Source organism: Nitratireductor sp. PBL-C9 (assembly GCF_050877045.1).
Taxonomy (GTDB): domain Bacteria; phylum Pseudomonadota; class Alphaproteobacteria; order Rhizobiales; family Rhizobiaceae; genus Nitratireductor; species Nitratireductor aquimarinus.
In genome coordinates this window covers 31,454-54,450 of sequence record NZ_JBPAXW010000006.1, presented here as the reverse complement: position 1 = coordinate 54,450, position 22,997 = coordinate 31,454, and the positions used below count along the sequence as shown (strand labels likewise).

Below are 22,997 nucleotides of genomic sequence, written 5' to 3'. Positions count from 1 at the left end.
GGTCAGTGCCTGATTCTCGGATTGATCAGACCGTAGAGGACGTCCACGATCAGGTTCACGATCATGATGATGGCGGCAATGAGCAGAAGTCCGCCCTGCACCACCGCATAATCGCGCTTGAACACGCTATCGACCATCCACTTGCCGATGCCCGGCCAGGAGAAGATCGTCTCGGTCAGAATGGCGCCTGCGAGCAGCACACCCACCTGGAGACCAATGGTGGTCACCACGGGGATGAGAGCGTTGCGCAGCGCGTGCAGGCCGATCACCCGGCGGGGCGGAAGGCCCTTCGAGCGCGCCGTGCGTACATAGTCCTCGCCAAGCACTTCAAGCATGGCCGAGCGCGTCTGGCGGGCGATCACCGCAAGCGGGATCGTGGCCAGCACGATGGTCGGCAGGATGAGGTGCGAAACCGCCGATTTGAAGGCGCCGGGCTGGCCCGACAGAAGACTGTCGATCAGCATGAAGCCGGTCACGGGCGGGAAGAAGTAGAGCAGCGAGATACGGCCTGAAACCGGCGTCCAGCCAAGAATGCCGGAGAACAGGATGATCAGCAGCAGACCCCACCAGAAGATCGGCATGGAATAGCCGACAAGGGCTGCGCCCATCACCGTCTGGTCGAGCCAGGAGCCGCGCTTGACGGCGGCGATGACGCCGACGGGAACGCCGATGGCAATCGCCACGATGATCGCGGAGAGCGACAGTTCCAGCGTGGCCGGAAACAGCGTCAGGAACTCCTGAAGCACCGGGCGCTTGGTGACGATGGAGGTGCCGAAATCACCCTGCAGCAGGTCCGTCATGTAATGGAAATACTGAACGAACAGCGGCTGGTCGAACCCGTAGAGCGACTGAAGCTGCTGGTAGCGCTCCTCGCTCATGCCGCGTTCGCCGGCGAGAAGCATGATCGGATCGCCTGGCAGGAGGCGGATGAAGGCAAAGGCAACAATGGAGACCCCGATGAATGTGGGGATCAGCAGCGCCAGCCGTGAAAGAAAGAAACGGAGCATCTAATACACGACCGGCGACAGCTCGCGCTGCCGCCGGTTCCTGTCTCTGTTGTGGGGCCTACTCGGCGAGGTCTACGCCTTCAAAGGCGTGGCCACCGAGCGGGTCCATCTTGTAGCCGGTGACTTCCTTGCGCATCGGCATGTGAACCACGGAGTGCGCAATGGTTGCCCAGGGTGCTTCGCGCTTGAAGACGACCTGGGCCTCTTCATAGAGCTTGGCGCGCTCGTCCTGCGAGGAAAGCGTCTTGGCCTTCTGGATCAGACCCTCGAACTCCTCGTTGCACCACTGGGCGCGGTTGGAGCCGCCAACACCGTCACAGCCGAGCAGCACGGCGAGGAAGTTGTCCGGATCGCCATTGTCGCCGGTCCAGCCGAGCAGCACTGCGCCGTCGCGGTCTTCCTCCTTGGAGCGCTCGAGATACTCACCCCATTCGAAGGAGACGATCTCGACATTGACGCCGACCTTGGAGAAGTCTTCCTGGATCAGCTCTGCCATGCGGCGTGCGTTCGGGTTGTACGGACGCTGAACGGGCATCGCCCAGATCTTCATGGAGAGATCCGTAACGCCTGCTTCCTCAAGCATCTTCTTCGATGCTTCCGGATCGTAGGCGTCGTCTTCAACGGCGTTGTTGTACGACCACATTGTCGGCGGGATCGGGTTCTTGGCTGCCTGACCGGCGCCCTGGAACACGGCGTCGAGAATGGCTTCCTTGTTGATCGCCGAGTTCAGCGCCTTGCGGACCTTCGCATTGTCGAAGGGCGCAACCTTGGTGTTGTAAGCCAGGTAGCCGACATTCAGGCCTTCCTGCTCGTCAACCTTCAGCGCATCGTTTGCCTTCAGGCTCTCGATGTCGGCCGGGTTCGGGTAAGGCGTGATGTGGCACTCGCCTGCGATCAGCTTCTGCTGGCGCACGGAGGCCTCGGTGGTGATGGCGAACACCAGATCGTCGATCGGCTGCTTGCCGTTCCAGTAGTCCGGATGCGCCTTGTAGCGGATCACGGCGTCGGGCTGGTAAGCCACGAACTGGAAGGGGCCGGTGCCGACGGGCTTCTGGTTCAGGTCAGACATGGTGCCGGCTTCTGCGAGCTGGTCAGCATATTCTTTCGAGAAGATGGAGGCGAAGTCCATGGCCAGGTTGGCGATGAACGGTGCTTCCGGGCGGTTCAGCACGAACTTGACCGTGTAGTCATCGACCTTGTCGATGGACTTGATCAGGTCCGGCATGGACATGCCGTTGAAGTATTCCCAGGACGCGCCCTCGACATAGGCGTTGTAAGGGTGGTCCTTGCTGTACTGACGGTTGAAGGAGAACAGCACGTCGTCAGCGTTGAAGTCGCGGCTCGGCGTGAAGAAGTCCGTGGTGTGGAACTTGACGCCTTCGCGAAGCTTGAAGGTGACCTCAAGACCATCGTCGGAAACTTCCCAGCTCTCTGCAAGGCCCGGAACAGTCTTCGTCGTACCCGGCTCGAACTGCACGAGACGGTTGTAGACGGGCTTCGACGACGCGTCGAACGTGGTGCCTGCGGTGTAGAGCGCCGGATCAAAGCCTTCCGGGCTTCCTTCCGAGCAATAGACAAGCGTCTTGGCGCTGGCAGCGCCGCTCAGAACCGTGGCGGCAAGCAGCGCAGCCGCAAAGGTCGTTTTGGTTTTCATTGAGGTCTCCCTAACTCTCGCATGAGCCTGCTTATGAGGCCCTGGAAGCCGGCATATAAGCAAAGATCGAAAGGTGAGGGAACTCCCTCGATCACTTTCACGCCGCAAATGCAACTTTTTGTCGAATCGGTCTTGATGGGCGCAACAAATCTCCATCCAAGATATTGTAGTATAGGTCCCGCAAGGACCATATGCATAAGCATACCGTTATTTCGAGGAGAGAACCGCATGGGCGAAAACTGGCAAGACGAGGTTCTGGACTTCTGGTTCGGCACGCTGACGCCCAGGGACTGGTTCACCGTCAGTGAAGAGACGGACGCGCTGATCCGCGAGCGCTTCGGCGCGCTGCACGAACAGCTCGTGCAGAAGCTGCCTGAAAATGTGAAGACCGATCCAAAGGCCGCTCTGGCCGCCGTGATCGTACTCGATCAGTTCCCGCGCAACATCCATCGGCGTCAGCCCGGCGCGTTCTCCTCGGATGAACTCGCCATCGAAGTGGCAGGCGACGCCATCGAGAGAGGTTTCGACGATGGAATGAACGAGCGCGAGCGGCAATTCCTCTACATGCCCTACATGCACTCCGAAGTGCTGGCGGATCAGGAACGCGCGGTGATGCTGTTCCGTTCGCTCGGGCAGGAAGAGGCGTTGAAGTTCGCCATCGAGCATCGCGACATCGTTGCGCGCTTCGGCCGGTTTCCGCATCGAAACCGGGTGCTTGGCCGCGAGAGCGGGCCGGAAGAGTTGGCGTTTCTCGAAGAGCATGAAGGCTATGGACAGTGATGCCGTCCCCCGCCTTGCTCCGGGCAGAGCCGCAGTGAAGCCGTGCGCCCGCCCTTTCTTTCAAATACGGTTGGCCTTTCAAAAACGCTTGGCGTTGCGTTTTTTGTTACGTGAACGTAAACGTTATAGCTGGGTTTTCTTTCTGGGAGGAACAGTTGTCTAAAAGCGCAAAGACGACCGCCAAGGGCGAGAAGACCGTCGCCCCCACGGCGGAGCCCGCCAAAAGCGCCAAAACGGCGGCCAAAAAGACAAAAAATACCGGGGCGGATTTTCCGCGCCCCTGGGTCGATCATTACCCCGAAGGCGTTCCCGCCGAGATGGGGGACTATCCGTTCGCGTCGCTGGGCGATCTTCTGGTCGATGCCTGCAAGGCCCATGGCGACCGTCCGGCCTTCACCTGCATGGGCAAGGCGCTCAGCTATCGCGCGCTTGATGCGCTGTCAGAGCGCTTCGCCGCCTATCTCCAGTCGCTTGGACTGAAGCCCGGCGCGCGCGTTGCGCTGATGATGCCCAATGTCCTGCAATATCCCGTCGCCATGATGGCGGTGCTGCGGGCCGGTTACGTGGTGGTCAACGTCAATCCGCTCTACACGCCGCGCGAGCTTGAGCATCAGCTCAACGACGCCGGGGCCGAGGCCATCGTCATCCTTGAGAATTTCGCCCACACGCTTCAGGCCGTCGCGGCAAGAACGACGGTCAAGCATGTGGTCGTGGCCTCGATGGGCGATCTTCTGGGGCTCAAGGGCTTCATCGTCAATCTGGTCGTGCGCCGGGTGAAGAAGATGGTGCCGGCCTGGTCGCTGCCGGGGCATGTTTCCTTCAACGATGCGCTGAAGCGCGGCGCATCAAAGGGCTTCAAGCCGGTCAATGTGACGCTGTCCGACAATGCGTTCCTGCAATATACGGGCGGCACGACGGGCGTTTCCAAGGGCGCGACGCTGCTGCACAGCAATGTCATGGCCAATGTGATCCAGAACGAATTGTGGTTCCGCAGCGCCTATATCGGCAAGCCGAAGCCGGAAGCGCCGGTGCTCATCTGCGCGCTGCCGCTCTATCACATCTACGCGCTCACGGTGAACGCGCTGATGGGCATGAAGCTGGGCGGCAACAATGTGCTGATCCCCAATCCGCGTGATATCCCGGCCTTCGTGAAGGAATTGCAGAGCTTCGATTTCCACATTTTCCCCGGCCTCAACACGCTGTTCAATGCTCTCCTCAACAATGAGGATTTCCGCAAGCTTCCCTTCAAGAGCCTTCTTGTCACCTTCGGCGGCGGCATGGCGGTGCAGCGCGGCGTTGCCGAACGCTGGCAGGAGCTGACGGGCTGTGTCATTTCACAGGGCTACGGCCTGTCGGAAACCTCTCCGGTCGCAACCGTCAACAGCTTCGACGCGAAGGAATTCACCGGAACGATCGGCTATCCGGTTCCCTCGACCGACATCACCATTCGCGATGACAACGGCAAGGATCTGCCCGGCGGCAAGGTCGGCGAGATCTGCATTCGCGGCCCGCAGGTCATGGCCGGTTACTGGAACCGCCCGGACGAGACCGCCAAGGTGATGACGGAGGACGGTTTCTTCCGGTCGGGCGACATGGGCACCATGGCCGAAGACGGTCAGGTCACCATTGTCGACCGCAAGAAGGACATGATCGTGGTGTCCGGCTTCAAGGTCTTCCCCAATGAGGTGGAAGAGGTGGTCGCCGGTCATCCCGGCGTTCTGGAAGCGGCCATTGTCGGGGTCGAGGACGAGCATTCGGGCGAGGTGCCCAAGCTCTTCGTTGTCCGCAAGGACGCAAACCTCACCGAGGCGGACCTGAAGAAGTTCTGCAAGGAAAACCTCACCGGCTACAAGCGTCCGAAATATGTCGAGTTCCGCGACGATCTGCCGAAATCCAATGTCGGCAAGATCCTGCGCAAGGAACTGCGCTGAACAGGATGGCCCGCGCCCGGTGCGCGGGCCTCGTTTCTTGAGGGCGGCATGCGGTGATTTCGGTCATGCGTGGTTCGACAAGCTCACCATGAGGGAGGAACATACCTTGCGGAAAGGGGACTGTGTTTAGGTGCCCTCTTTTCCAAGGTGCCTGGATCAGGCATGCAGCCAGCGTCCTCCCTCATGGTGAGCCTGTCGAACCACGCACCGCGTTGATGCAACGCGGTTGTACGGTTCAACCCAACCGTGATGCGCCTAAAGCGCTGTCCGCCCCTCCGCCGCCCGGCGCGCCAGAATGATCGCCCCATCCACGGCATCGCCATCGGCGGGTTTCAGCCGCCGGCGCACATCGGGCGAGAGCCAGGGTTCCAGCGGCCCCGAGAGACCACCCAGAAGCGTCACGCGCGGTGCGCCCTGATCGAAAAGCGTGCGCACCAGCATGTCGATCTGCGCCGCCGCATCCTGCACGATGCGCCGGGCTGCCGCGTCCCCCTGATCCGCGTGGCGCAGCACCATGGGCGCAAAGGTGGCGTAGTCGGTGGCGGTGGCCCGATCCATCCACGCGATCACCTCGGCGGGATCATCGTCAAACCGGCGCATGAGTTCCGTCAGCAGCGCACTGTTGGGGATGCGCCCGTCATGCCCCTGCAGGGCGGCGCGCACGGCGTTGAGACCCATATCCGCACCGCTGCCTTCATCGGAAATCGGAAAGCCATAACCGCCGATGCGCAGCCGTCTTCCTTCCACGAGACCAAGCCCGACAGACCCGGTACCGGCAATCGCGATTGCCCCGTCGAGGCCCGAATGCGCACCCAGACAGGCCGTGTCGCTGTCGCTGGCGAAAACGATGCCGGCAAATGGATGCGGCAGCGCCTCAAAGGCTTCAACCGCGCCCTTGCGGCGCATGCCGGCAAGGCCGACGCCGGCATATGTGCGGGCAGTCTGCGCGTCGCCAAAACCCGCTTCCTCAATGGCGGCCTCGAAGGCGCGCCGCACCGAGGCCCAGGCCTCATCGACGCCAAGCCGGGTGGTTGCAGGGCCTGACAGGCCCTGTCCGAGCACCGCGCCCCGTGCATCCTCGATGCGCGCCCGACAACCCGTGCCGCCGCCATCGACGCCAAGATAAAAGCGCTCCTGCGCCTGCGATCCACTCATGCCCGCAACCGCTCGATATCCGCGCCGCACTGCGCCAGCTTGCGGTCGAGTTGTTCATAGCCCCGGTCGATATGGTAGACGCGGTTGATGACGGTTTCCCCTTCGGCTGCCAGCGCCGCCAGCACAAGGCAGACCGAGGCGCGCAGATCCGTCGCCATCACCTGTGCGCCCTTGAGCGGCCGCCCGCCGCGCACCACGGCGGTGGTGCCCTGAAGCGCGATGTCGGCCCCGAGCCGCGTCAGTTCCGGCACATGCATGAAGCGGTTTTCAAAGATCGTTTCGCGGAACAGCGACGTGCCTTCCGCGCAGCAGGCAAGCGCCATGAACTGCGCCTGAAGATCGGTCGGAAAGCCGGGATAGGGTTCGGTGGTCAGGTCCGCCGTGCGCAGGGGCGCGTTTCTTGAAACGACCAGCCCCCGGTCGCTTGGCCACACATTCACCCCCATCACCTCCAGCGCCTGGATCACGGCAGCGAGGTTCTCCATGCGTGCATTGACCAGCTCCAGCGCTCCGCCGGTGATGGCCGCAGCCACCGCATAGGTGCCCGCCTCGATGCGGTCGGGAATGATGTGATGCGCCGCTGCGCGCCACGCCGTGTCGCCTTCAATGATGATGCGGTGCGTTCCCGCTCCCTCGATCTTCGCGCCCATGGCGTTCAGGCAGGCGGCGAGGTCGGCCACTTCCGGTTCGCGCGCCGCGTTCAGGATCTCCGTTTCGCCGCGCGCCGTGGTCGCCGCCATCATGGCGGTCTCGGTCGCGCCCACCGAGGGCGAGCTCAGGATCACGCGCGTGCCCTTGAGGCCGTCACTCGCGCGGGCGACGATCAGGCCGCCCTCCATGCCGATTTCCGCGCCGAGCATTTCAAGCGCCTTCAGATGCATGTCCACGGGCCGCGCGCCGATGGCGCAGCCGCCCGGCAGCGAAACCCGCGCCACGCCGAAGCGCGCCAGAAGCGGGCCCAGAAACAGAACCGTGGCGCGCATCCTGCGCACGGTCTCATAGGAGACTTCGCGCGCGGCGATCTCTTTGGCGTCGATGGTGGCGCAATGCGCGTTGCGGGTCACCTTCGCGCCGTAGAGTTCTGCGACGCACAGCATGTTCTCCACGTCGGAAACCAGCGGCAGGTTTGAAAGCTCAACCGGGTGCGGGCTCAGAAGCGCCGCTGCGATCTGCGGCAGGGCTGCGTTTTTTGCCCCGGCAATGGCGACGGTGCCGTGAAGAGGCTTTCCGCCTGTTATTCTCAGTCTGTCCATGATTGCTGTTCCGGTAGCACCGTGTGGCGAAGGGCCAGTCTCTACGGGCGAATTCCTTTGATCAAGCCCTCTTGGGAATATATTATTCCATACCGTAATTCCTTCGGGATTCCCCTGGCAGCGAAATTCATCTAGTTTCGCGCCCCAGTCTCGTGCCCAGTCTCATGCCCGGCCGTATTTCCGGCCCTGCGCCCACGAAAGGAAGCCATGTCCGTCCTGAAGATCATCGACGCGCAGCTTGAGACGATGGCTCCGGCCGATCGGCAGATCGGGCAGTTCATCATCGACAATCCCGACCGGGTGCTCAGGCTTTCATCGGCAGCCCTTGCCGAAGAGACGGGCCGCAGCCAGTCGAGCGTGGTGAAATTCAGTCAGAAGCTCGGGTTTTCCGGCTATCAGGATCTGAAGCTGGCCGTCAGCAAGGCCAAGGCGCAGGAATGGCAGGTGCCGCCGGGCATGATCCACTCGACCATCGAGATGGGCGACAGCCATGCCACGATTTCGCAGAAGCTGATCAGCAGCAAGCTTCTGTCGATGCAGCAGACGCTGGCCGCCAATCACGAGCCGGAGATCGTCCGGGCGCTCGATGCGCTCGACAGTGCGCGCCGCATCCACATTGCCGGCGTCGGCGCTTCGTCGCTGGTGGCGCGTGACTTCTCCTACAAGCTGCAAAAGCTTGGCCGCAACGCGCTGCATGACAGCGACAGCCATGTGCAGATGGCCAATGTCTCGACACTGCGCGAAGAGGATGTGCTGTTCGCGCTTTCCTATTCAGGAACCAGCATCGAGACCGTGCGCATTGCCGAACTCGCCAAAGCGCGTGGTGCGACCGTCATTTCCGTCACGGGTCTGCAGCAGAACCCGCTGATGCGCGCCGCCGACATTCGTCTGCACACGGTGGCCGATGAAGAGCGGGTGCGCTCCTCGGCCATCACTTCGCGCGATGCGCAGCTCACGCTGATGGATTTCCTGTTCATCCTGATCCTGCAACGCCAGCCGGACGCGGCCGATTACGTTCACAACAGTGAGGCTTCGGTGTCTGCGCTGAAAATGCCGTAGGCAAAACAGGCTGTCAGTAAGCGGCGCGGCGCGCCGTGTCGCTGGGGCGTTCGCCGAATGTTTTTCTGTAGTCGGCGGCGAAACGTCCGAGATGGGAAAAGCCCCAGCGCAGGGCCGTTTCCGTCACCGACACGTCGCCCTGCGCATTCTCCAGATCGAACCGCACACGGCACAGCCGTTCATGCGTCAGCGCATGCATGGGCGACATGCCGTGTGCGCGCTTGTAGGCAAGCTGCAGCGCCCGCGCGCCAACGCCGGAGGCGGCGGCAATCTCGGTCAGCGTGACCGGGCGGTGGGCATTGGCCCTGATGAAGTCGTCGGCGCGTTTCACCTGGCGGGGCGCTGCCTCCTGCGGCCTGTCGAAAAAGGGTGAGAGATTGTTGGGCTGGAGCCTGAGAAGCGCTTCGAGAATGCGCTGCTCGTTGAAGGCGGCGCACAGGCTGAAGGCCTTTTGCTCGCGCGCATCGGCGGCGCGAAACATGGCGTTGACCAGATAGCGCCAGGCGGAAAGCTCGGGCCGGGTGAAGTCGATCACCGGGTCAAACACGAGTGGTCCCGGCAGGCTGCGCTCGCACAGCTGCTCGGCGAAGTCCATGAACGAGGCCTTGTGGATCTGCACCAGAACCTGCTCGCATCCCGCCCACCAGCGCATGGTGGTTTCGCGGTCGGCGTTGAGCAGCGAGGCGGTTTCGCCATCGGTCAGAAACTCCCGCCGGTTGTGCTTTATCGTGGCGCAGCCGGAGATCGGAAGCTGAATGAGATAGAAGGTTTCCAGCGCGCCGGGATCGATCAGCACATCGGCGCCATAGCTGATGTAGTTTAGCGAGATGAGGCGTCCGGGCTGGTGGTGATGCGCGGCGCGAAACTGCCCTCCACCGACCACTTCAAGCCGATGGTTGCAGAATTTCCGGGCGACCTTCTCCCGCGCGCAGTCCAAATCGTCCGATTGAAACAGGACGTGGCTGGACAACGGGTGGCCGCCCCACTCCTCCCGGGCGATCACCATTCCCGGAGTTTAGCAGGCGCTGCGGTTTCGCCAAGAACCGTCTCGTTTTCGGGAAAAATGCGGTCATTTTTTTTCGTTTTTCGGATATTCGCTGCGGTTTCCGGATATTCTTTCGCCCTCCCTCGGCGCACCATGAGCCTCTGTGATCAAGGGAGGAACATCATGGAAAAGGAACTCGAAAAGGGCGTCACCGCGAATGGCGAGGGCTATGCCGGCACGGAATGGAACATTCTGGGCCAGGTCTATTTCCCCAAGGCCACCTGCGATTCCACCTTCGCATTCGAAACCAACAGCGACCCGGGCCAGTTCGTGCCCGTTCACGTTCACCCCACCCAGGAAGAGTTCATCCTGGTGCAGGAGGGCGAGCTGGACCTGAAGCTTGACGGCAAGTGGATGAAGGCGAAGGCCGGCGACCTGGTGCGCATGCCGCGCGGCGTTCCGCATGGCTATTTCAACAAGTCCGACAAGCCGGCCCGCGCGCTCTTCTGGGTGTCGCCGGCGCGGAAGCTCGAAGCCCTGTTCGAGAAGCTGCACAACATGACCGACCCGGAGGAAGTGGTGAAGGTTTCAGCGCTTCACGAAGTGGACTTCCTGCCGCCGGAAGCAAACGACTAGAGCGTTTCATTCCAGGCATTTGGCCGGCTCGGGGTTGGGCCGGCCCACAGACCCGATAACAATCGAACCGGCAATCGGATCTTCGGCGACGTGCGGGAACGCGGCGCGGGGAGATGCTCGTCCCGAATTTGCCGGACGGGAGGAACAACGCCATGACAACAAGAAAGAAAGTCTGCGTGATCGGCGCAGGCGTCAGCGGGCTCGCCGCAGCCCGCTCCTTCAAGAAACGCGGCCACGCGGTCACGGTTCTGGAGCGCAGTCACGAACTGGGCGGGGTGTGGGAACCGTCACGCTCCTACCCGGATGTGCAGACGCAAAGCCCCAAGGATCTGTATCGCTACACCGACAAGGCGATGCCGAAGGATTTTCCCGAATGGCCCAAGGGGCCGCAGGTGTTTTCCTACCTCTCGGATTACGCGAACGACCACGGCCTGCGCCCGCTCATCCGCTTCAACACCGCCGTTTCCTCGATGCGCCGGCGCGCAGACGGCAAGCCCGGCTGGGAACTCGATCTGGAAACCGCCGATGGCGAGAAGGTGAGCGAGAGCTTTGATTTCGTCGCCATCTGCACCGGGCAGTTCAGCGAGAAGAACATCCTCACCCATCCGGGGCAGGAGAAGTTCGAGCAAGCGGGCGGAACGGTCATCCATTCCTCCGAATACACCGATCCCGCCATGGTGAAGGGCAAGAATGTCACCGTTCTGGGTTTTTCGAAATCCGCCACGGACATTGCCGTCAGTGCGGTCAAGTCGGGCGCAGCCTCGGTCACCATCGTCTATCTGGAATCGGTCTGGCGCATTCCCTACTTCGTCGGCGGGCTGATCAACTTCAAACGCATCCTCTATATCCGCGCGCAGGAAAAGATGTTTCCCGGCTGGAGCCTCAGCGGTCTCGCGCGTTTCAACCATGCGGTTGCCCGTCCATTCGTCTGGGCGCACTGGCGCGCGCTCGAAGCGCTTCTGACCGTGCAGCTCAAGCTGAACAAGACCGGGCTGAAGCCGAAAGAGCCGATTGAGGGCGGGGTCAACTGCTCGGTGCCCATCGCCACGCCCGGCTTTTTCGAGATGGTGGCGGACGGGCGCATCAAGGCGGTGCAGGGCACGTTTCAAAGCTATGAGCCCGGCGCGATCCGGCTCACGGGCGGCGAGCGGATCAAGGCCGACATGGCCATTCTCGCAGTGGGCTGGAAACTGGGCGTGCCCTATTTGCCGGCCGAGTATCGCGAAAAGCTGGTGGAGCCGGACGGCCAGTACCGGCTTTATCGCCTGATCGCCAATCCGGACATTCCCGATCTGGGCTTTGTCGGTTTCAACTCGTCCTTCTGCACGGTGCTGTGCGCCGACCTCGCCTCCGAATGGCTGGTGCGTTACGCGGACGGCCAGCTGGCGAAGCAGCCGACGCCGGACGAGATGCGGGCCAATATGGACATGATGCTGAACTGGCGACGCAATGAACGCCCGGCGGCCAAGATCTATGGTGGCCTTTGCGTCGCGCCCTATCACTTCAAGCATTTCGATGAGCTGATCGACGATATGGGCGCACGTGAGAAGCGGCGGAATCCGCTGGCCGAGAACCTCTCGCCGCCCGACGCCGATGCCTATGCGCGCTATCTGCGGTCTGCGCCCGACTATCAGGTGGCGTGAGGCTTTGCCGCGCCGCCTTCATCGACTGGCGGCGCTGCGCCCGCCCTTGAAATCCGGTGCGGCATGAGCGATTGAAAAGGGGCGCGCAGGTTCCATGCGCGCCCCGTTTGCTGTCAGGAGTATCCGTTCCGTGAAATCTCTCACCATCCGCCGCCCCGACGACTGGCATCTGCATCTGCGCGATGGCGCGGTTCTGGAGGCGGTGCTGCCGCATTCCTCCGACGACTTTGCCCGCGCGATCATCATGCCCAATCTGGTGCCGCCGGTGGTGACGGTGAAAGACGCGCTCGCCTATCGGGAGCGGATCATGGCGGCCAAGCCGGAAGGCCATGATTTCACGCCGCTGATGACACTCTATCTGACTGAGCAGACGGATGCCGAGGATGTGGCTGCGGGCTATCGCGACGGACACATTACGGCGGTGAAGCTTTATCCGGCGGGCGCGACCACCAATTCGCAGAGCGGTGTGCGCGATCTTCTGAAGGTGCAGCCGGTGCTGGAGCGCATGGCCGAAATCGGTCTTCCGCTTTGCGTGCATGGCGAGGTGACGGATGCTTCCATCGACATTTTCGACCGTGAGGCCGTGTTCATCGAAACCGTGTTGCAGCCGCTGCGCGCGCGTCTGCCCGAGCTCAAGGTCATCATGGAGCATGTGACGACGAAGAACGGCGTCGACTATGTGCAGGGTGCAGAGAAAAACCTCGCGGCATCGCTGACCACCCATCACCTGATCATCAACCGCAACGCCATTCTGGCCGGCGGCATTCGCCCGCATTATTACTGTCTGCCCGTGGCCAAGCGCGAAGAGCACCGGCTGGCGCTGCGCAAGGCGGCGACGTCGGGCGACAGCCGCTTCTTCCTCGGCACGGATTCGGCCCCGCATCTGGACCCGGCCAAGGAATCGGCCTGTGGCTGCGCTGGCATCTACACCTCCATCAACACCATGTCGTGCCTGGCGCATGTGTTTGAGGAAGAGGGGGCGCTGGACCGGCTGGAGGCCTTCGCCTCGCTCAACGGACCGGCCTATTACGGTCTGCCGGCCAATGAAGACACGATCACGCTCGAGCGTCGCGACGAACCGGTGGAGTTCCCGCATTCGGTCTACAGCTCCGATGGGACGATCACCGTTTTCGATCCGATGTTCCCGATCCATTGGGCCGTGGTGAAGTAAGCCGCGCCGGAAGTTGCGGTCGGTTTTCCGTTGCCTGTTCGCGCCGTCGGGACAATGCGCCTGACGGCATGATGAGCGGGCGGATGCCTAGGGTCAGGACCCTGCATAAGTTCATCTTGCTTTGCGCATAAGGATGTTTCCGTGTTGATGCCATTCGGTTTCGACAAGGGAGCGCCATTTCATGGGCCGTTACTGCCGTTTCTTTCTGACAGTCTGGCTCAGCCTTTTTCTCACCGCCTGCGGTGGTGGAGACGGGGAAAAGGCGAGCAGTGTTCAGCAGCCCGAACCGCCCGAACAGCCCGAGCCACCGGTCTATACGGGCGGTTATCCCGCGTTCGACCCGGTGGCGGCAGCGCAATACCGGGAGACGCCGGAGTTCAGACGTTCCGACCCTGGCGAAGGTGAGGAGAACCATATTCGCGGCCAGTTCGGCCAGCCGCGATTGTGTTCTCAGTCTGCCAATCCCGATTGTGCGGGCACGTCCGCCTATGCCTTGCAGAACATCCATTTCGCCCATACGGCCACCGACTGGAGCGGCAGGCCCCTGACGGGCCATGGCCAGACGATTGCCATTTTCGACAATGGATATCGCCTGTCGCATCGAGAACTCGCGGGCAAGGATGTCATCCGCTACACCGCGCCGGGCCGCACGATAGGGCGTGACAGCCATGGCACGGCGGTCGCCGCAATTGCAGCAGGGGCCGCCGATGGTGTCGGTGCGATGGGGGTGGCGCCCGATGCACGTCTTCATATCTCTTCCTGGGAAGATGTGTCGGACGATGACGCCATGGCGCATATGGTCGCCGCGATCCGCGATGCAGCCAGGCACGGGGCTGTGGCGCAAAACAATTCCTGGGGTTGGCAAACGGAGAAGCAGGCCGATGCGGAAGCGCGGGATTTCGGGGCCTCGGGAACCACGGATTATGCGCGACACCTCGCTGACCGGCAGGGCGACGACCCGCAGACATGGCGTACGCTGTTTGCAGCCTATGACGCGTTCCAGAAAGGCGGTGTTCTGGTTTTCACGAACTCCAACGACCGGACTTTGCATAACGCAACAGCCTGGGCTGCCCTGCCCGAGTTCGTTCCCGAACTCGCCGAGGCGTGGATCGCCGTGGGCAATGCGCTCTTCTCCGTCGACGGGAAGACGGGAGACATTCTCGACGCAGATCTCCTTTCAGCGCCATGTGGTATGGCGGCGCGCTATTGCGTCATTGCCGACGGGACGCTGCGTGTCGCGACAGATGTCGGTGACGGGAGTTACCAGCTTGGCACGGGAACATCTTACGCCGCCCCGCAGGTGGCGGGAGAGATAGCGCTTCTCGCGCAGGCGTTTCCGACCCTTTCGCCGGGGGAGTGGACCACGCGCCTGCTCGCCACGGCGCAGCGCGACTGGGACGGTTTTCAGAATTCGATCGCCGGGCATCAGAATTTTGCGCCGGGTGTCCGCCGCGCCTATTCGCATCTTTACGGCCACGGCGTGCCGGACATGAAGGCGGCGCTTTCGCCGGTGGGGGGGCTCTCCATCGCCTCGGGCGCAAGGGTGGGCGAGGGGCCGCAGACGCCGCTTTCAGCAGCTGCCACAAGCGCGCCGCCGATTGTCGGCAACGCGGTTTCCAAGGCGCTTTCGGGCAGGCGAATCATGGCGCTTGATGCGCTGGGCGGAGATTTTTATCTCGATGGCAGGGCGCTCGCGCCGGCAAACAGGATGCATGCGCCATCGGGCATCGGTGTGGCGCAGAGGCTCGCCGCGCAGCAGGAAAAGCTGGATTTCGCCTTTGCCTTTGCAAACCTGCCCTCATCCGAGTGGCAGAGCCTGCACAGCACCGCATCGGCCAAACTGTTCTTTTCACACGGCTTCACCGAGACACAGGACGGGCTGGTTCTCTCCCGCCTGATGCCGCTGGGGGCGGGGGACTACCTGCAATTTGCAGGCGGTATGGTGGAGCGGAATGAAAGCGAGGCGGTTCAGTTCGCGCTGTCGCGTTTGACAAGGCGTGGGATCATGACGAGCGAGGTCACGCTTTCGGGCGGGCACGGGCGCGGCCGGCTTTTTGGCATGTCGACGTCAAGCCCGTTCGCCCTGGCTGAAAGCAGCGGCCGGTTCTCCGCCGGGGCAACGCTGACGGCGCGGCTCGGCGGGGGCTGGTCCTTCTCGGGTTATGGCGAGGTGGGTCTGGCTCATGCGCAGGAAGGAGAGGAGGCGCTGATCGATTACGGCGCACTCACCTATGCAAGCGGCGGCCTGATGCTGGACAAGACCGGGCTTTTGCAGGCGGGCGACCGCGCAAGGTTCTATGCGGGCATGAAACCCAACCCGCTGGCGGGCCACACCACGCTGCGCGTGCCGGTGGCGCGCACAAAAGAAGGGCTGATCACCTATGAAACCGTGGATGTGAACCTGGCGAGCGGCGATCTGCCCGCGCGCTTCGGTTTTTCCTATACGCATCGCACAGCGCGGAACTTCGACTTGAGCCTCAACGCCAATGCGGATCTCTTCATCACCGCGCCGGAGAGCGCGGTGACGGATGTATCGATCAATTTAAGGAAGTCGTTTTGAGCATCGGACCGAAAAGTGGAATCCGGTTTTCGGATTGATCCGAGGCTCCATTGATGACTCAGGCCGCCTTCGGGCGGTTGATCTGCCCGGAGGCTTCCATGACCATGGGCGACAGGCCCATTCCGCCCTGCTCGATGATCTGGAACAGGTGCGTGCGCATGCGCGGCTCCCAGAACTTGTTGATGTGGTCGGCCACGCCCGCGACCTGCTCTTCCTTTGGCTGGGAGGTGAAGAAGGTGGCGATCTGGTTGGCCATGTAGACCAGGCGCTCGTCGCCGGATTTGAACTTATCGTCATGCGACATGTCTGGTCGCTCCAATTGTCACGCGTTCCGGATGGGTGAAAATGTCGAACTCCTCGCCCCGCACGAGGGCGACCAGGGTCATGCCGGCGGTTTCCGCCGTGCGGATGGCAAGTGCTGTCGGCGCGGAGACGGCGGCGATGAGCGGCGCGCCGATGGCCGCCGTTTTCTGCACCATCTCGACGGAGACGCGAGAGGTAACGACGACCGCGCCGGTTGCGCCATCGATGCCGGCCTCCACCAGTGCGCCCGCCAGCTTGTCGAGCGCATTGTGCCGGCCCACATCCTCGCGAACGGCCACGATGCCCTTGCCGGCAAGATAGAAGCCGGCGGCATGCACCGCGCCGGTGGCGTGATGCAGCTCCTGAAACTTGTGAAGCTCACTGACTGCCCCGGTGAGATCGGCGGCGGTGAAGCGCGGCGATGCGGAAACCTCCGGCACGCTGCGCATCGCTTCCTCGATGCTTTCAATGCCGCACAGGCCGCAGCCGACCGGGCCGGCAAGACGCCTGCGCCGCGCCTCGAAGCGCCTGTTGGCGGTGTCGCGCAGGCGGATCTGCAGGTCGATGCCCGCACCCAGCTCCTGAACCGTGATCGTGTCGATCTCGTCGGCGCTGGCGACGATGCCTTCCGTAACACTGAAGCCCAGGGCGAAGTCTTCGAGGTCCGCCGGTGTCGCCATCATCACGGCATGGGTTGTGCCGCCATAGGAAAGCGCCACGGGCGTTTCCTCGGGCACCGTGCGCGCGCTGACCTTCGTCCCGCCGGTTCGGCGGGCCGTTCTGGTAACGCGGGCTGTGGCTGGAACACCGCTGCTCATGCTGGAACCGGCGGGGTTATTCCGCCGCCTCCACATGCACGATGCGACGGCTCTGGCGCGCGTGCTCCTCGTAGTCTTCCTGCCACTCGGACGGACCGTTGGACGGGGCAACCTGCACCGCCGTGACCTTGTATTCGGGGCAGTTGGTGGCCCAGTCGGAATACTCGGTCGTCACCACATTGGCCTGCGTGGCCGGGTGGTGGAAGGTGGTGTAGACGACACCCGGCGCAACGCGCTCGGTGATGGTGGCGCGCAGGCTGGTCTCGCCGGAGCGGCTCTTGAGCTTCACCCAGTCGCCCTCGCGAACGCCACGGGTCTCGGCGTCGAAGGGATGGATCTCAAGCAGATCCTCCTCATGCCAGACGACATTCTCCGTGCGGCGCGTCTGTGCGCCGACATTGTATTGCGAGAGGATGCGGCCGGTGGTGAGCAGCAGCGGGAAGCGCGGACCGACCTTCTCGTCGGTGGCCACATAGGCGGTGCGCACGAACTTGCCCTTGCCGCGCACGAAGCCGTCGATATGCATGACGGGCGTGCCGGTGGGGGCCTTCTCGTTGCACGGCCACTGGACCGAGCCTTCCTTTTCCAGAAGCTCATAGGTCACGCCTGCGAAGCTTGGCGTTGTGGCCGCGATTTCGGCCATGATCTCGGAAGGGTGCGTGTAGTTCCAGTCCTGACCCAGCGCACGGGCCATGTCCTGCGTGACCTCCCAGTCGGCATAGCCGTTCTTGGGCTCCATCACCTTGCGGACGCGGTTGATGCGGCGTTCGGCATTGGTGAAGGTGCCGTCCTTCTCAAGGAAGGTCGAACCCGGCAGGAATATGTGGGCGTAGTTGGCGGTCTCGTTCAGGAAGAGATCGTGAACGATGACGCATTCCATCGCTTCCAGACCGGCCGCCACATGATGCGTATTGGGATCGGACTGGAGAATGTCTTCGCCCTGCACGTAAAGCGCCTTGAAGGTGCCTTCGACGGCGGCGTCGAGCATGTTGGGAATGCGCAGGCCCGGCTCATTGTCGAGCTTCACGCCCCACAGGCTCTCATAGATCGCGCGGGTCGCATCCTCGGAGATGTGGCGGTAGCCCGGCATCTCGTGCGGGAACGAGCCCATGTCGCAGGAGCCCTGCACGTTGTTTTGACCGCGCAGCGGGTTCACGCCCACGCCCGGCCGGCCGATATTGCCCGTGGCCATGGCGAGGTTGGCGATGGCCATAACGGTGGTGGAGCCCTGGCTGTGCTCGGTGACGCCGAGGCCGTAATAGATCGCGCCATTGCCGCCGGTGGCGTAAAGACGCGCCGCGCCGCGGATCAGCTCCGCCGAAACGCCGGACATCTTTTCGATGGCTTCCGGGCTGTTTTCCGGCTGGAGAACGAAGCTCGCCCAGTCCTGGAACTCGTCCCAGTCGCAGCGCTCGCGGATGAACGCTTCGTTGAAGAGGCCTTCGGAGACGATCACATGGGCAAGCGCGGTCAGCACGGCGACGTTGGTGCCGGGCTTCAGCGGCAGATGGTAGCTCGCCTCCACATGGGGCGTGCGCACCAGCTCGATGCGGCGCGGGTCGATGACGATCAGCTTTGCGCCCTCGCGCAGGCGCTTCTTCAGGCGCGAGCCGAACACGGGGTGGCCGTCGGTCGGGTTTGCGCCGATGACCAGAACCACGTCGGAATGCTCGACCGAATCGAAATCCTGCGTGCCGGCAGAGGTGCCGAAGGTGGTTTTCAGACCATAGCCGGTGGGCGAGTGGCAGACGCGGGCGCAGGTGTCGACATTGTTGTTGCCGAAACCCTGGCGCACCAGTTTCTGAACGAGATAGGTCTCTTCATTGGTGCAGCGCGACGAGGTGATGCCGCCGACGGCAGCCCTGCCGTATTTTTCCTGGATGCGGCCGATCTCGCTGCCGATATGGGCGTAGACCTCTTCCCAGGACACTTCGCGCCACGGGTCGGTGATCTTTTCGCGGATCATCGGGTTGAGGATGCGGTCCTTGTGGGTGGCGTAGCCATAGGCGAAGCGGCCCTTCACGCAGGAGTGGCCGCGATTGGCCTTGCCATCCTTGTAGGGCACCATGCGGACGACTTCCTCGCCCTTCATCTCTGCCTTGAACGAGCAGCCAACGCCGCAATAGGCGCAGGTGGTGACGGCGGAATGATCGGGCATGCCCATCTCGATGATGGACTTTTCCTGAAGCGCGCCGGTGGGGCAGGCCTGCACGCAGGCGCCACAGGAAACGCATTCCGACTGGAGGAAGGGCTCGTCCATGCCGGCGGTGATGCGGCTTTCGAAGCCACGGCCTTCCACTGTCAGGGCGAAGGTGCCCTGCTGCTCCTCACAGGCGCGAACGCACAGCGAGCAGACGATGCACTTGGACGGATCGTAAGCGAAATAGGGGTTGGAAACGTCCAGTTCCTTGAAGTTCACCCCATGCTCGCCGATCGGCGAGGGTTCGAGGTGATTTGCCCCTTCATCGCCATAGCGGTTCTGCTTCAGGCCGACGCTCTCGGCCATGTTGGCCATCTCGCAATTGCCCATGGCGCAGGCCGGGCAGTCTTCCGGATGGTCGGACATGTAGAGTTCCATCACGCCGCGGCGGATGGTGTTGAGGCGGTCGGTCTGCGTGTTGACGGCAATGCCGTCCATGGCCGGGGTGGTGCACGATGCCGGCGTGCCGCCCTTGCCCTCGATCTCGACGAGGCAGAGACGGCAGGAGCCGAAGCTCTTGACCATGTCGTTGGCGCACAGCTTGGGCACGGCAATGCCGGCCTCGCGCGCGGCGCGCATGATCGAGGTGCCTTCCGGAACGGTGACAGACTGGCCGTCGATGGTCAGCGTTACCGTCTTTTCAGAGCGTACAGCGGGTGTGCCGTAGTCGATTTCTTCTACGAAACGCTTGTCGGTTCCACGTTCTTGAGTTCCGCACATGGGTTTCCTCCTATTCCGCTGCTTCGCGCACGGGCGCGGGGCGGAAATCTTCCGGGAAATGGGTCAGTGCGCTCATGACAGGGTAGGGCGTGAAGCCACCCAGTGCGCACAGCGATCCGAACTTCATCGTGTTGCAGAGATCGGTCACGGTCTCGATCTGCTCTTCGGGCGCGATGCCCTGCTTCAGCCGGTCGAGCACTTCGACACCGCGCGTCGAGCCGATGCGGCAGGGCGTGCACTTGCCGCAGCTTTCCACGGCGCAGAACTCCATGGCGAAGCGCGCCTGCTTCAGAAGGTCGACCGTATCGTCGAAGACCACGATGCCGGCATGGCCGATGAGGCCATCCTTGGCGGCGAACGCCTCGTAGTCGAAGGGCGTGTCGAACAGGTCGCGCGGCCAGTAAGCGCCGAGCGGACCGCCCACCTGCACGGCGCGCACGGGACGGCCGGTGGCGGTGCCGCCGCCGATATCGTCCACCAGCTCGCCGAGCGTCATGCCGAAGGCTGCCTCGAACAATCCGCCATGCTTCACATTGCCGGTGATCTGGATCGGAATGGTGCCGCGCGAACGACCCATGCCGAAATCGCGGTAATAGGCCCCGCCCTTGTCGAGAATGATCGGCACGGAGGCGAGCGAGATCACATTGTTGATGACGGTCGGCTTGCCAAAGAGGCCTTCATGCGCCGGCAGCGGCGGCTTGGCGCGGACCTGGCCGCGCTTGCCTTCCAGACTGTCGAGCAGCGCCGTTTCCTCACCGCAGACATAAGCGCCGGCGCCCACGCGCACTTCCATGTCGAAGGCGTATTTCGAGCCGAGCACGCTTTTGCCGAGCATGCCGGCGGCGCGGGCGGCGTCGATGGCCTCGTTCAGGATGCGGTGAACATTGGGATATTCCGAACGCAGGTAGACATAGCCCCTGGTCGCGCCCGTCGCGATGCCGGCAATCGTCATGCCCTCGATGAGCACGAAGGGATCGCCTTCCATGATCATGCGGTCGGAGAAGGTGCCTGAATCGCCTTCGTCGGCGTTGCAGACGATGTATTTCTGCGGGCCGTCGGTGTCGTGCACCGTCTTCCACTTGATGCCGGTCGGGAAGCCCGCGCCGCCACGGCCGCGCAGGCCGGATTCGGTGACTTCCTCGACGATGCCGAGCGGCGTTTTTTCAAGCGCGTTGCGCAGGCCACGGAGGCCGCCATGCTTTTCGTAGTCCTCAAGCGAGACCGGATCGATGATGCCGCAGCGGGCGAAGGTCAGGCGGGTCTGCTTTGCAAGGAAGGGAATGTCCTCGGGCTTGCCGAGGGCGAGGTCATGCGCGCCGCCTTCGATCAGGCCGGCGTCGAACAGGCCCGCCACATCGCCGGGCTTCACCGGACCATAGGCCACGCGGCCTTCGGCGGTTTCCACCTCGACCATGGGCTCAAGCCAGAACATGCCGCGCGAGCCATTGCGGACGATCTTCGCGTCGAGACCGCGTTTTTCGATCTCTTCACGCGCGGCGGCAGCGACCTTTTCGGCGCCCAGCGCCAGCGCGCCGGCATCGCGCGGAATGTAGATGTTGATGGTCATGCTCGCACCTCTGCTGCGATTTCCTCGGCCCGCGCCTCATCCAGCCGGCCAATCACCTCGCCGTCGAGCATGGCGGAGGGCGCACAGGCGCACAGACCGAGGCAATAGACAGGCTCCAGCGTCACCGCGCCATCGGCGGAGGTCTCATGAAACTTGATGCCGAGCAGCTTCTGCAGCTTCTCGGCCACCGCATCGCCGCCCATCGACTGGCAGGCTTCGGCCCGGCACAGTTTCAGCACGTGACGGCCTGCCGGCTTCTCGCGGTAGTCGTGATAAAACGATACGACGCCATAAACTTCGGCGCGTGTCAGGTTGAGGGCCTCGGCGATGATGGGCAGGCTTTCACGCGGCACATGGCCGAGTTCCCGCTGAATCCCATTGAGAATGGGGAGTAACGGGCCCTCTTCGTTCTTCCAGCGGTCGATAATGACCTCGACGGCGGAAGTGATTTCGGTACGTGCTTGCTGCATCTCGCAGCGCCCTCCCTAACGATGCTCGTTCTGGAGGAGAAACAAATCCCGTGTGAAGGATCAATATAGCATATCCGTCAGACGATAGAAAATTTCTATCGATGCTCGCCGTATCGCTCGGCCAGAAGGCCCGCTTCATAGAGCAGGGCGGAGACGAGCGGCGTGTGCGGTTCACGCTTGACGGCGACCAGACCGACCAGGTGGCTGGCGTCGGGCTCGACGATGGGAATGGCGCGGATCGGCTCGGAGAAGCCGAGAACTTCGGCCAGGTTGAGCGGCATGATCGAGGCCCATTTCCCGGTGCGGATATGGGAGAACAGCACGATCATCGAGTTCGATTCGAGCGTGGGGTGGGCCGTCGCCCCCACTTCTTCCAGGTGTTTGTTGATGATCCGGCGGTTCTGCATGTCCGGCGTCAAAAGGCAAAGTGGCAGGTCGGCCACCTCTTTCCAGGTCACGCTCTCGCGGTCGGACATCCGGCTCTTTGCGGCGGTGATGAGCTGGTAGCGCTCGGAGTAGAGCGGTACGGCAGCGACGTGGCCGAGCGGCTCATTGTCGAGATAGGTGATGCCGATGTCGATCTCGAAATTCTCCAGAAGCGAGAGAACTTCCAGCGAGGTGCGCGAGATGATCGAGAAGGTCACCTCGGGGTGTTTGTCGCGAAAGGGCGTGGTGAGTTCGGGCAGCATGGCGAGCGCGGTGGGGATCGCCGCGATGCGCACATGGCCGGCAAGACCGCGCCGCGCAGCCTTCATCTCGGCGCGCATGGTGCGCGTGTCGCCAACGATGCGACGCGCCCATTCCAGCACGCGTTGGCCTTCGGGCGTGAGGCCCTGAAAGCGTGATCCGCGCTGAACCAGCATGACGCCGAGCTGGTCTTCCAGCTGCTTGATGGCGGCTGAGAGCGTTGGCTGCGTGACGCCGAGCTCCGTTGCCGCCCGCCCGAAATGCTGCTCCCTGGCGAGCGCGATGAAGAATTCCAGCTTGTCGATCATGCGCCGACGCTACAGCGCAGCCGCGCTGCGGGCAATCCATCTTGCAGAGCGCCCATCTTGCAGAGCGTGACGGGGCGGTTTGGCAATGCT

18 protein-coding genes are annotated in these 22,997 nt (G+C 62.9%); 7 read left to right on the top strand and 11 right to left on the bottom strand.

Translation table 11 applies throughout. The annotated features are described in order from the left end of the window. Window positions 1-2 precede the first annotated feature (2 nt). Window positions 3-1,007: an ABC transporter permease subunit gene (locus ACRTG1_RS13705; protein WP_113153760.1), complete on the bottom strand. Its 1,005-nt coding sequence runs from the start codon at window positions 1,005-1,007 to the stop codon at window positions 3-5. A 58-nt stretch (window positions 1,008-1,065) separates the two neighbouring features. After that, entirely contained in the window at window positions 1,066-2,661 is a 1,596-nt protein-coding gene (locus tag ACRTG1_RS13700) for an ABC transporter substrate-binding protein (RefSeq protein WP_206546559.1), read from the bottom strand. Window positions 2,662-2,889: 228 nt separating this feature from the next. Here ACRTG1_RS13700 and ACRTG1_RS13695 point away from each other — a divergent pair, with 228 nt between their 5' ends. Next, window positions 2,890-3,441 (top strand): DUF924 family protein, encoded by a 552-nt coding sequence (locus ACRTG1_RS13695; RefSeq protein ID WP_206549129.1) that lies wholly within the window; start codon window positions 2,890-2,892, stop codon window positions 3,439-3,441. A gap of 155 nt (window positions 3,442-3,596) precedes the next feature. Further along, window positions 3,597-5,372, top strand: coding sequence for a long-chain-fatty-acid--CoA ligase (locus ACRTG1_RS13690; protein WP_210346649.1), 1,776 nt, complete (start codon window positions 3,597-3,599; stop codon window positions 5,370-5,372). Between the two features lie 255 nt (window positions 5,373-5,627). On the opposite strand, the gene ACRTG1_RS13685 is transcribed toward ACRTG1_RS13690, so the two are convergent. Further along, the gene (locus tag ACRTG1_RS13685; RefSeq protein WP_206553364.1) at window positions 5,628-6,527 is read right to left on the bottom strand and encodes an N-acetylglucosamine kinase; all 900 of its coding nucleotides are present in this window, start codon (window positions 6,525-6,527) and stop codon (window positions 5,628-5,630) included. Further along, window positions 6,524-7,780, bottom strand: a complete 1,257-nt coding sequence (murA, locus tag ACRTG1_RS13680; protein ID WP_432516413.1) for a UDP-N-acetylglucosamine 1-carboxyvinyltransferase — start codon at window positions 7,778-7,780, stop codon at window positions 6,524-6,526. The genes ACRTG1_RS13685 and murA overlap by 4 nt, the downstream gene beginning before the upstream one ends. A 207-nt stretch (window positions 7,781-7,987) precedes the next feature. On the opposite strand from murA, the gene ACRTG1_RS13675 reads away from it, so the two are divergent. Then, the gene (locus ACRTG1_RS13675; protein WP_206546564.1) at window positions 7,988-8,839 is read left to right on the top strand and encodes a MurR/RpiR family transcriptional regulator; all 852 of its coding nucleotides are present in this window, start codon (window positions 7,988-7,990) and stop codon (window positions 8,837-8,839) included. 13 nt (window positions 8,840-8,852) lie between these two features. On the opposite strand, the gene ACRTG1_RS13670 is transcribed toward ACRTG1_RS13675, so the two are convergent. After that, window positions 8,853-9,809, bottom strand: a complete 957-nt coding sequence (locus ACRTG1_RS13670) for an AraC family transcriptional regulator (RefSeq protein WP_432516412.1) — start codon at window positions 9,807-9,809, stop codon at window positions 8,853-8,855. A 198-nt stretch (window positions 9,810-10,007) separates the two neighbouring features. On the opposite strand from ACRTG1_RS13670, the gene ACRTG1_RS13665 reads away from it, so the two are divergent. The 4 genes from ACRTG1_RS13665 to ACRTG1_RS13650 all read left to right on the top strand — a co-directional run bounded on the left by ACRTG1_RS13665 (window position 10,008) and on the right by ACRTG1_RS13650 (window position 15,834). Next, window positions 10,008-10,460: a cupin domain-containing protein gene (locus tag ACRTG1_RS13665; protein WP_113153768.1), complete on the top strand. Its 453-nt coding sequence runs from the start codon at window positions 10,008-10,010 to the stop codon at window positions 10,458-10,460. A 152-nt stretch (window positions 10,461-10,612) separates the two neighbouring features. Then, a complete protein-coding gene (locus ACRTG1_RS13660; RefSeq protein ID WP_432516411.1) occupies window positions 10,613-12,103 on the top strand; it encodes a flavin-containing monooxygenase in 1,491 nt (496 codons plus the stop codon). A gap of 130 nt (window positions 12,104-12,233) precedes the next feature. Then, window positions 12,234-13,274: a dihydroorotase gene (pyrC, locus tag ACRTG1_RS13655; protein WP_206995771.1), complete on the top strand. Its 1,041-nt coding sequence runs from the start codon at window positions 12,234-12,236 to the stop codon at window positions 13,272-13,274. A gap of 181 nt (window positions 13,275-13,455) precedes the next feature. After that, window positions 13,456-15,834 carry a S8 family serine peptidase gene (locus ACRTG1_RS13650; protein WP_432516410.1) on the top strand — a complete coding sequence of 793 codons (2,379 nt, stop codon included), beginning with the start codon at window positions 13,456-13,458 and terminating at the stop codon, window positions 15,832-15,834. Window positions 15,835-15,892: 58 nt separating this feature from the next. Here the strand turns inward: ACRTG1_RS13650 and ACRTG1_RS13645 are convergent, their stop codons facing one another. The 6 genes from ACRTG1_RS13645 to ACRTG1_RS13620 form a co-directional block, all read right to left on the bottom strand. Next, window positions 15,893-16,138 carry a formate dehydrogenase subunit delta gene (locus tag ACRTG1_RS13645; protein WP_113153772.1) on the bottom strand — a complete coding sequence of 82 codons (246 nt, stop codon included), beginning with the start codon at window positions 16,136-16,138 and terminating at the stop codon, window positions 15,893-15,895. After that, window positions 16,128-16,955, bottom strand: coding sequence for a formate dehydrogenase accessory sulfurtransferase FdhD (gene fdhD, locus ACRTG1_RS13640; protein WP_432516409.1), 828 nt, complete (start codon window positions 16,953-16,955; stop codon window positions 16,128-16,130). Before fdhD ends, ACRTG1_RS13645 begins: the two co-directional genes overlap by 11 nt. A gap of 16 nt (window positions 16,956-16,971) precedes the next feature. Beyond that, the gene (gene fdhF / locus ACRTG1_RS13635) at window positions 16,972-19,875 is read right to left on the bottom strand and encodes a formate dehydrogenase subunit alpha (protein WP_297563751.1); all 2,904 of its coding nucleotides are present in this window, start codon (window positions 19,873-19,875) and stop codon (window positions 16,972-16,974) included. Window positions 19,876-19,885: 10 nt separating this feature from the next. Further along, window positions 19,886-21,442, bottom strand: a complete 1,557-nt coding sequence (locus ACRTG1_RS13630; protein ID WP_432516408.1) for a formate dehydrogenase beta subunit — start codon at window positions 21,440-21,442, stop codon at window positions 19,886-19,888. Further along, entirely contained in the window at window positions 21,439-21,912 is a 474-nt protein-coding gene (locus ACRTG1_RS13625; protein ID WP_113153776.1) for a formate dehydrogenase subunit gamma, read from the bottom strand. The genes ACRTG1_RS13630 and ACRTG1_RS13625 overlap by 4 nt, the downstream gene beginning before the upstream one ends. Before the next feature lie 95 nt (window positions 21,913-22,007). After that, window positions 22,008-22,907: a LysR family transcriptional regulator gene (locus ACRTG1_RS13620; protein ID WP_113153777.1), complete on the bottom strand. Its 900-nt coding sequence runs from the start codon at window positions 22,905-22,907 to the stop codon at window positions 22,008-22,010. Window positions 22,908-22,997 lie beyond the last annotated feature (90 nt).